9 protein-coding genes are annotated in these 8,922 nt (G+C 68.1%); 1 reads left to right on the top strand and 8 read right to left on the bottom strand.

Translation table 11 applies throughout. The features are described from left to right. Positions 1-90: 90 nt before the first annotated feature. The 4 genes from trmD to ffh form a co-directional block, all read right to left on the bottom strand. Complete coding sequence (trmD, locus tag VFH59_RS11700) at positions 91-873, bottom strand: tRNA (guanosine(37)-N1)-methyltransferase TrmD (RefSeq protein ID WP_325165077.1); 783 nt, start codon at positions 871-873, stop codon at positions 91-93. Positions 874-889: 16 nt separating this feature from the next. Further along, positions 890-1,405, bottom strand: coding sequence for a ribosome maturation factor RimM (gene rimM, locus VFH59_RS11695; protein ID WP_325165076.1), 516 nt, complete (start codon positions 1,403-1,405; stop codon positions 890-892). Between the two features lie 2 nt (positions 1,406-1,407). Continuing rightward, the gene (gene rpsP / locus VFH59_RS11690) at positions 1,408-1,665 is read right to left on the bottom strand and encodes a 30S ribosomal protein S16 (RefSeq protein ID WP_091333189.1); all 258 of its coding nucleotides are present in this window, start codon (positions 1,663-1,665) and stop codon (positions 1,408-1,410) included. A gap of 208 nt (positions 1,666-1,873) precedes the next feature. Continuing rightward, positions 1,874-3,256, bottom strand: coding sequence for a signal recognition particle protein (ffh, locus tag VFH59_RS11685; protein WP_325165075.1), 1,383 nt, complete (start codon positions 3,254-3,256; stop codon positions 1,874-1,876). 168 nt (positions 3,257-3,424) lie between these two features. Between ffh and VFH59_RS11680 the strand changes: the two genes are divergently transcribed. Further along, complete coding sequence (locus VFH59_RS11680) at positions 3,425-4,243, top strand: cytochrome C assembly family protein (RefSeq protein ID WP_325165074.1); 819 nt, start codon at positions 3,425-3,427, stop codon at positions 4,241-4,243. 84 nt (positions 4,244-4,327) lie between these two features. On the opposite strand, the gene radA is transcribed toward VFH59_RS11680, so the two are convergent. The 4 genes from radA to VFH59_RS11660 form a co-directional block, all read right to left on the bottom strand. Further along, the gene (gene radA, locus VFH59_RS11675) at positions 4,328-5,722 is read right to left on the bottom strand and encodes a DNA repair protein RadA (RefSeq protein WP_325165073.1); all 1,395 of its coding nucleotides are present in this window, start codon (positions 5,720-5,722) and stop codon (positions 4,328-4,330) included. Between the two features lie 169 nt (positions 5,723-5,891). After that, a complete protein-coding gene (alr, locus tag VFH59_RS11670) occupies positions 5,892-6,980 on the bottom strand; it encodes an alanine racemase (protein WP_325165072.1) in 1,089 nt (362 codons plus the stop codon). A gap of 109 nt (positions 6,981-7,089) precedes the next feature. Continuing rightward, positions 7,090-8,487: a replicative DNA helicase gene (locus VFH59_RS11665; protein ID WP_325165071.1), complete on the bottom strand. Its 1,398-nt coding sequence runs from the start codon at positions 8,485-8,487 to the stop codon at positions 7,090-7,092. A gap of 228 nt (positions 8,488-8,715) precedes the next feature. Further along, a partial coding sequence (locus tag VFH59_RS11660; protein WP_325165070.1) for a 50S ribosomal L9 C-terminal domain-containing protein occupies positions 8,716-8,922 on the bottom strand: 207 nt, incomplete at its 5' end.

Below are 8,922 nucleotides of genomic sequence, written 5' to 3'. Positions count from 1 at the left end.
GGGCCGAATTCCGGCAGCTGGCGGGTGATCTGCTCGGCTTCGAACTGTTCGATGATCTTGTTCATGGCAACACCTGATTGAAATTTGCAATTACTGCGGCTTGACGGCCGCTTCGTCGTGCCGTTGCTGCTCTTGCCGAGCATGCTCACGGCGGAATTCTTCCAGCAATGCGCGGGACGTTTTGTCCAGCGCGCATTGCGCCAGAAGGTCGGGCCGTCGCAACCAGGTCCGTCCCAGCGACTGCTTCAGGCGCCAGCGGCGGATTGCCGCGTGGTCGCCGGAGAGCAGCACCTCCGGCACGTCACCCAGTGCGTCATGCACCGGCTTCGCGTAGTGCGGACAGTCGAGCAGGCCGTTCGAGAACGAATCCTGTTCGGCGGACTGCGCGTCGTTCAACGCCCCTTCCTGCAGCCGGCCGACCGCGTCGATGACCACCGCGGCGCCCAGCTCGCCCCCGGACAGCACATAATCGCCGATGGAAAGCTCCTCGTCGACCTCGTGCGCCAGCAGGCGTTCGTCCACTCCCTCGTAACGCCCACAGAGCAAGGCGATGCGCGGCAATCTTGCCAGCGCTTCCACCCTGCCCTGCGTCAGCCGCGCTCCCTGCGGACTGAGATAAATCACGTGCGCCGGCTCCGGCGCCGCCTCGCGCATGGCCTTGAAGGCCGCCCGCAAAGGCTCGATCAGCATCACCATCCCGGGCCCGCCGCCGCAGGTGCGGCCGTCCACGGTCCGGTAGTTGTCGGTGGCGAAGTCGCGCGGGTTCCAGGTTTCCACCTGCAGCAACTGCCGCTGCTGCGCGCGTCCCACCACACCAACCTGGGCGCACTGGCGCATGAAGTCGGGAAACAGCGTGACGACATCGATGCGCATCGGATCCCTCGCCTTGCTAGAACTCCGGATCCCAGTCCACCACCATGCGCCCGCCGGACAGATCCACCGAACGCACGTAAGTCCCCTGGACGAAGGGAACCAGCCGCTCGCGCGTGCCGTCCCTCACCACCACCACGTCGTTTGCGCCGGTGGCGAACAGATGACTCACCCGTCCCAGCGCCACGCCTTCGGTGGTGACGACCTCCAGACCTTCGAGATCGACCCAGTAATATTCATCCTTGCCGGGAGGCGGCAGCAGCTCGCGGGCGACATGGATGTCCTTGCCCACCAGCGCCGCCGCGGCATCCCGCTCATCCACGCCCGGCATGTGGCATATCAGCCCCTTGCCCTGCGGACGACCGGTGATCCCGGCGACCTCCATTACCTCGCCCGGCGCCTTTTCGAGCTGCCAGGGCTGGTACTTGAAGATCTGCGTGCGGGGCTCGGTCCAGGATTCGATCTTGAGCCAGCCCTGCACGCCGTGCAGCCCGACGATGCGTCCGACCAGGACGCGCCGACCGGCTGCGGCCATGCTTAGGCAGCAGCCTGCTGCTTGCCGGCTTCCTTGAGCAGGGCGGCGACCTTGTCGGTCAGCTGGGCGCCCTTGCCCACCCACTCGTTGACGCGCTCGACGTTGAGCTCCAGGCGCTTGTCCTTGCCGGACGCGACCGGGTTGTAGAAGCCCACGTTCTCGATGCTGCGACCGTCGCGCTTGTTGCGCTGGTCCGTCACGACGACGTGGTAGAACGGGCGGCCCTTGGCGCCACCGCGCGAAAGACGAATCTTGACCATAAGTAAAAGCTCCAGAGGTGCCGGCCGCGCCGGCAGCACGCACGGGATCCGCGCGCGGTAAACGCGGCATTTTAGTGGATTTTCGGTAAAAGGGAAGACCCGTGCGGGAACGGCGGGCTTGTCTTCACCGGACGGCATTCCACACGGCGTGTCGCCGGGACTCGTCCAAGGCGGAGCTGCACCTGCGCTACCGTGCTCCGTGTCCGCCTCACCTCATCGGCGGGAAGCCGCCGCCCATCCCGCCCATGCCCTTCATGGCGCCGCGCATCTGGCGCATGAGGCCCTTGGTACCGCCCTTGGAGAGCTTGGACATCATCTTCTCCATCTGCATGTACTGCTTGAGCAGGCGGTTGACGTCGGCCGGCTGGGTGCCCGAGCCGCGCGCCACGCGAGCGCGGCGGGAGCCGTTGAGCAAGTCGGGATGGCGGCGTTCCTTCTTGGTCATCGAGCCGATGATCGCCACCATGCGCTTGATTTCGTTGTCGTTGACCTTCGATTTGACGTTCTCGGGCAGGTTCGCCACGCCCGGCAGCTTGTCGAGCAGGCCGGCCAGGCCGCCCATGTTGTTCATCTGCTCGAGCTGGTCGCGCATGTCGTTCAGGTCGAAGCGCTTGCCCTTCATCACCTTCTGGGCGAGCTGCTGCGCCTTCTCCTGGTCGACCTTGCGCTCGACTTCCTCCACCAGCGAAAGCACGTCGCCCATGCCCAGGATGCGCTGGGCGATGCGGTCGGGATGGAACGGCTCCAGCGCGTCGGTCTTCTCGCCGGCGCCCAGGAACTTGATCGGCCGCCCGGTGATGTAGCGCACCGACAGCGCCGCGCCGCCGCGGGCGTCGCCATCGGTCTTGGTCAGCACCACGCCGGTCAGCGGCAGCGCCTCGCTGAAGGCCTTGGCGGTCGTCGCCGCGTCCTGGCCGGTCATCGAGTCGACCACGAACAGCGTCTCGACCGGCGTGATCGCGGCATGCAGCGCCTTGATCTCGCCCATCATCGCCTCGTCGATGTGCAGGCGGCCGGCGGTGTCGACCAGCAGCACGTCGACCACCTCGCGGCGCGCGGCGGCGATCGCCGCCTTGGCGATGTCGACCGGGTCCTGGCCCGCCTCGGACGGGAAGAACTTCACGCCGACCTGTTCGGCCAGCGTGCGCAACTGTTCGATGGCGGCCGGACGGTAGACGTCGCAGCTGACCACCATGACCTTCTTTTTCTTGCGCTCGGTCAGGAAGCGCGCCAGCTTGGCCACCGTGGTGGTCTTGCCCGCGCCCTGCAGGCCGGCCATCAGCACCACCGCCGGCGGCTGCTGGGCGAGGTTGAGCTCGGCGTTGGCCGTGCCCATCACCTTGGTCAGCTCGTCGTTGACGACCTTCACCAGCGCCTGGCCCGGCGAGAGGCTCTTGAGCACCTCCTGGCCGACCGCGCGCACCTTCACGCGCTCGATCAGCGCCTGCACCACCGGCAGCGCGACGTCGGCCTCCAGCAACGCGATGCGCACCTCGCGCAGGGATTCGCGGATATTTTCCTCGGTCAGCCGCCCGCGTCCGCGCAGGCGGTTGACGGTGGCGGAGAGGCGTTGGCTCAGCGACTCGAACATGGCGGGTTACGGCATCGACGGGGACAAGCAGGCCAATATATCAGAGGCACCCGGGAGAGGCCCTTAACGGAGCGGCCCGGGGATCGGGCCGTTTCACGACCGCCAGGGCGCCCGCACTGCCCGCCGACTCGTTCACCGGGCCGTGGCCGTATGCGACACTCCCCGCTCATGCTGCCAGCCCTCTCGCTCACTGCCATCGCCTGTTACCTGTTCGCCTCCGGCCTGCTCGCCTGGCCGCTGTTCGGGCGCGGGACGGCGAAGCCGTCCCTGGCCTGGCAACGCCCTGCCCTGGGGGTGGCCATGCTCGCGGTGCTGGCGCATGCCGGCGTCCTGCTCGGCATGCACCGGGGCGCGCTCGACCTGCACTTCTTTGCCGCGCTGTCGCTGGTCGCCTGCGTGGTTTCGGCGCTCACGCTGTTCGTCAACCTGAGCCGTCCCGTTGCGGCGCTCGGCGTGGTGGTGTTTCCGCTGGCGGCCGTGCTGCTGGCGGTCGACAGCTTCCTGGCACCACCAACCATGCCGGTGGCCATGGACTGGCAAATCAAGCTGCACGTGACGGTGGCGCTGGTGGCCTTCAGCCTGCTGTCGATCGCGGCGGTGCTGGCACTCGGCCTGGCAGTACAGGAGCGCGGCCTGCGCCACCGCCAGTTCGGCCCCTGGCTGCGCGCCCTGCCGCCACTGACGCTGACCGAAACGCTGCTCTTCCGCGTGATCGCCGCGGGCTTCGCCCTGCTGACCCTGACCCTGGTCACGGGGGCGTTGTTCGTGGGCAACCTGTTCGGCCAGCACCTGGTGCACAAGACCGTGCTGTCGATCGTCGCCTGGCTGGTGTTCGGCGTGCTGCTCTACGGGCGCTGGCGCTTCGGCTGGCGCGGGCGCCGCGCGGTCAACCTCACGCTGATCGGCATGGCGGTGCTGGTGCTGGCGTTCTTCGGCTCGAAGTTCGTGCTGGAACTGATCCTGCACCGGCCGTTACCGAGGCTTTAGTCGCGGACACCGCAGGGTCGTCTTCCGCACCCCCGGCATCTTCGGTATCACCCGGAACGGCGGACCGGCCTCACACGGGGCGCATCACGATGCGTCGCGGCAGGCGTCGATCGCCTGGGACAGGCGTTCCACCCCGATCACTTCCATCTCGCCCACCTTGCTCTTCTTCGGCGCGTTGGCCTTGGGCACGATGGCCCGGCGGAAGCCGTGGGTGGCCGCTTCCTTCAGGCGCTCCTCGCCGTTGGGCACGGGGCGGATCTCGCCCGAGAGGCCGACTTCGCCGAAGGCGATGGTCTTGTCAGGCAGCGGGCGATCGCGCAGCGACGAGAGCACCGCAAGCAGCACCGGCAGGTCCGCCGCGGTTTCCTGCACGCGGATGCCGCCAACGACGTTGACGAAGACGTCCTGGTCGTAGGCCGCCACCCCGCCGTGCCGGTGCAACACCGCCAGCAACATCGCCAGGCGGTTCTGTTCCAGGCCCAGCGCGACACGTCGCGGGTTGCCCAGCGAGCTCTGGTCGACCAACGCCTGCACTTCCACCAGCAGCGGACGGGTGCCTTCGCGGGTGACCATCACGGCACTGCCGGAGGTCGGTCCGGCATGCGCGGAAAGGAAGATCGCCGACGGGTTGGGCACTTCGCGCAGGCCTTTGTCGGACATGGCGAACACGCCCAGTTCGTTGACCGCGCCAAAGCGGTTCTTGAACGCACGCAGGACACGGAAGCGGCTGCCCGATTCGCCCTCGAAGTACAGCACCGCATCGACCATGTGCTCGAGCACCCGCGGCCCGGCGATACCGCCCTCCTTGGTCACGTGGCCGACCAGGAACACGCTGGTGCCGGTCTCCTTGGCGAAGCGGGTGAGCTTCGCGGCCGACTCGCGCACCTGGCTCACCGATCCCGGCGCGGCGGTGAGCAGCTCGGTCCAGATGGTCTGGATCGAGTCGATCACCAGCACGTGCGGCCGCGTGGCGCTCGCCTGCTCGAGGATGCGCTCGATGCAGGTCTCGGCCAGCGCCTGCAGCGGCTCCAGCGGCAGGCCCAGGCGCTGCGCGCGGGCGGCGACCTGCGAGAGCGACTCCTCGCCGGTGACGTACACGCTCGCCAGGTGGGTGCCCAGCGTGCCCAGCATCTGCAGCAACAGCGTGGACTTGCCGATACCCGGATCGCCGCCGATCAGCACCACCGAGCCCTGCACCAGCCCGCCGCCGAGCACCCGATCGAGCTCGCCGATCCCGGTATGGGTGCGTGCCTCGGTGGTCAGCGCCACCGCGGTCAACGGCGTGACCTTGGCCGCTCCGGCGGCGTTGCCGGCGTAGCTCGAACGCTGCGCGCCGACCGAGGCCTTTGCCGGGGAGGCGGGCGCCAGCACGACCTCGCTCAGCGTGTTCCATACGCCGCATTCGACGCACTGGCCCTGCCATTTCGAGTGCTCGGCACCGCAATCGGTGCAGACGTAGGCGGTCTTGGCTTTGGCCATTGGGGTGTTCCGTGGGTCGAAGGCGGCAGCTTAGCCCTGCCCGCTCGCACGGGGCGAGACAGCGAGCGCTGGTCGGGCCTGTAGGAGCGCACCTGTGCGCGAGCGCCCTGCACTGTCATGCCGCGCGGTCGCGCACAGGTACGCTCCTGCATGGGATGTCACGGGTGGATCAGTTTTCATCCTCGACGAACAGCACACGCCGGGTCATGCCGCAGGTGAGGTCATAGCTGATCGTGCCGGCGTGGCGGGCGATGGTTTCCACCGGTAGCCCCTCGCCCCACAGGACGACGCGGTCGCCGGGCCTGGCCCGTGGCGCCGTGCGCAGGTCGAGGGTGATCAGGTCCATCGAGACGCGGCCGATCAGCGGCACGCAGGTATCGCCCACCCGCACCGGCGTGCCGCTGGCGGCACTGCGCGGGTAGCCGTCGCCATAGCCGACCGCTGCCACGCCGACCGGCATGTCCTCCGGACAGGTCCAGGTCCCGTTGTAGCCGATTGACTCGCCCTTGCCGATCCGGTTGATGGCGATCAGACGCGTGGCCAGCGTCATCGTCGGCCGGAATCCGAAGTCGGTGCCGCTCTTGCCGTCGACCACCGAGAGACCATACAGCAGCCCGCCGGTGCGCACCCAGTCGGCACGCGCTTCCGGCCAACCGAGTACGGCGGCGGAATTGGACAGCGAGCGCGGGCCGCCCAGGCCGCGGATCGCCTCGGTGAAGCGCTCGATCTGCGCGCGGGTACGGTCGCCGCCGAAAACCTCCGAATCGGAAAAATGGCTGAGCAGGCCGATTTCCGGATCCAGTCCCGGCATGGCGGCCAGGCGCGCATGCACGTCGGCGACGCGCTCGGGGGCGAAGCCCAGGCGATGCATGCCGCTGTCGATCTTCAGCCAAACGCGCAGGCGGCCACGTCCGGGGCGGGCCTCGGCCAGCCAGTGCAATTGGGCGTCGTGGTGGATCGCCGCCTCCAGCTGCAGGCGCTGCATTTCCGCGATGTCCCCAGGCTGGTCGGGCCCGGAGAGCACCACGATGCGCTGGCGATGACCGGCCGCGCGCAGCCGCAGGCCGTCGCCGAGCGCAGCCACGGCGAAACACTCGGCATCGGCGTCCAGTGCGCGGGCGACACGCTCCAGGCCATGCCCGTAGGCATCGGCCTTGACCACCGCCATGACCCGCGCGGGCGCCGCCATCGCCTTGATGCGGGCGAGGTTGTGGCGCAGGGCTCCCAGGTGGATGGTGGCGGTGGTGGTGCGGCTCATGGGGTGGCGTGGAAAACGGGGAACGGGAAACCGGGAACGGCCGGATCGGGCGGCCGGCAACCGGCTCGCGCGGTCCGCCCGGTGGTTCCGCGTTTCCCGCTCCCTGCCTTCAATCGAACGACCCCACGAAGGAGTCGGCCGCGTAGTTCTCGAACTTGGTGTAGTGGCCGAGGAAGGTCAGCTTCACCGTATCGGTGGGGCCGTTTCGCTGCTTGCCGATGATGATCTCGGCCAGGCCTTTGTCCGGCGATTCCTTGTTGTAGTACTCGTCGCGGTAGATGAACATGATCACGTCCGCGTCCTGCTCGATGGCGCCCGATTCGCGCAGGTCCGACATCATCGGGCGCTTGTCGGCGCGCTGTTCCAGCGAGCGGTTCAACTGCGACAGGGCGATCACCGGCACGTTCAGCTCCTTGGCGAGGCCCTTGAGTGAACGCGAGATTTCTGAAATCTCGGTGGCGCGGTTCTCCTTGTTCCCGGGCACCTGCATCAGCTGCAGGTAGTCGATCACGATCAGGCCCAGGCCGCCGTGCTCGCGATGCAGGCGGCGCGCGCGCGAGCGCAGCTCGACCGGCGACAGGCCGGGCGTGTCGTCGATGAAGATCTTGGCCTCGGAAAGGATCGCGATGGCGTTGGTCACGCGCGGCCAGTCCTCCTCGGACAGGTCGCCGTTGCGCAGATGCTGGGCGTGGATGCGGCCGATCGAGGAGATCAGTCGCAAGGCCAGCTGCGAGGCGGACATTTCCATCGAGAAGATCACCACCGCCTTCTTGCCGCGCAGCGCGGCCGCCTCGGCGATGTTCACCGAGAAGGCGGTCTTGCCCATCGAGGGTCGCGCCGCAACGATGATCAGGTCCGACGGCTGCAGGCCCGAGGTTAGCTCGTCCAGGTCGTTGAAGCCGGTGGAGATGCCGGTCAGCTGGCCGCGGTTCTCGTAGCGTTCGGTGAGCAGGCGGAAGGCGTCCTTGACCGCCTCGCGCATGGACACCGAATCCTTCTTGCCGCGTGCGCCCGACTCGGCGATCTTGAAGACCGCCTGCTCGGCGTTCTCCAGCACCTCGTGCACGCTCTTGCCTTCGGGTCGGTAACCATCCTCGGTGATGCCGGTGCCGGCATCGATCAGCTGCCGCAGGATCGACTTTTCCCGCACGATGTCGGCGTAGGCGCCGATGTTGGCCGCACTCGGCGTGGCGTTGGCCAGCTCGATCAGGTAGCTGGCGCCGCCGACCATCTCGGCCAGATCGTTGGCCTCGAACCAGTCGCCGAGGGTCACCGCGTCGCAGGGCATGCCCTTGTTGGCCAGCTCGTTGATGGCACGCCAGATCAGGCGGTGATCCTTGCGGTAGAAGTCGCCCTCGCCCAGCCGGTCGGCCACCTTGTCCAGCGCATCGGGGGCGAGCATCAGGCCACCGAGCACCGCCTGCTCGGCGTCGATCGAGTGCGGCGGCACGCGCAGCGCTTCGACGGCGGAGCCGTGGCCGCTCTTGCGGTCGGGGACAAAGGACATGGGCTTGGGTTCCTCGCAGACTGCCGCACCGCCGGCGATGGCGGCGGACACGAACGGAGAGGATACGCGGCAGCTTCTCAGCCGACGAGACAATAAGTCTGTGGATAAGCTGTGGGGGGCGGTGGATAAGGCGGCGGCGCTGCGCCACGGCAACAACGGCAGATGGCCTCCCCGCTACGAAAACGGGCGCCCGAGGGCGCCCGTCCGTCTACAGCAGGTGGCGGCGGCTTACTTCTCGCCGACCACGATCACCTTGACCTGGGTCTGCACGTCGGCATGCAGCGCGATGATCACTTCGAACTCGCCGGTGTTGCGGATCGGGCCTTCGCCCTGGATCACTTCGCCCTTGCCGACCTTGTGGCCGGTGGCTTCCAGCGCCTCGGCGATCTCGCGCGGGCCGACCGAACCGTACAGCTTGCCTTCCGGGCTGGCGTG

Source organism: Frateuria sp., from assembly GCF_035695185.1.
Classification (GTDB): Bacteria; Pseudomonadota; Gammaproteobacteria; order Xanthomonadales; family Rhodanobacteraceae; genus Frateuria_A.
The sequence above is the reverse complement of the archived record's forward strand: the minus strand, read 5'-3'. Positions and strand labels throughout refer to the sequence as shown.

Coding starts and splice junctions, on each gene's coding strand:
- trmD (WP_325165077.1), bottom strand. CDS start 873: ATGCGCATCGATGTCGTCACGCTGTTTCCCGACTTCATGCGCCAGTGC.
- rimM (WP_325165076.1), bottom strand. CDS start 1,405: ATGGCCGCAGCCGGTCGGCGCGTCCTGGTCGGACGCATCGTCGGGCTG.
- rpsP (WP_091333189.1), bottom strand. CDS start 1,665: ATGGTCAAGATTCGTCTTTCGCGCGGTGGCGCCAAGGGCCGCCCGTTC.
- ffh (WP_325165075.1), bottom strand. CDS start 3,256: ATGTTCGAGTCGCTGAGCCAACGCCTCTCCGCCACCGTCAACCGCCTG.
- VFH59_RS11680 (WP_325165074.1), top strand. CDS start 3,425: ATGCTGCCAGCCCTCTCGCTCACTGCCATCGCCTGTTACCTGTTCGCC.
- radA (WP_325165073.1), bottom strand. CDS start 5,722: ATGGCCAAAGCCAAGACCGCCTACGTCTGCACCGATTGCGGTGCCGAG.
- alr (WP_325165072.1), bottom strand. CDS start 6,980: ATGAGCCGCACCACCACCGCCACCATCCACCTGGGAGCCCTGCGCCAC.
- VFH59_RS11665 (WP_325165071.1), bottom strand. CDS start 8,487: ATGTCCTTTGTCCCCGACCGCAAGAGCGGCCACGGCTCCGCCGTCGAA.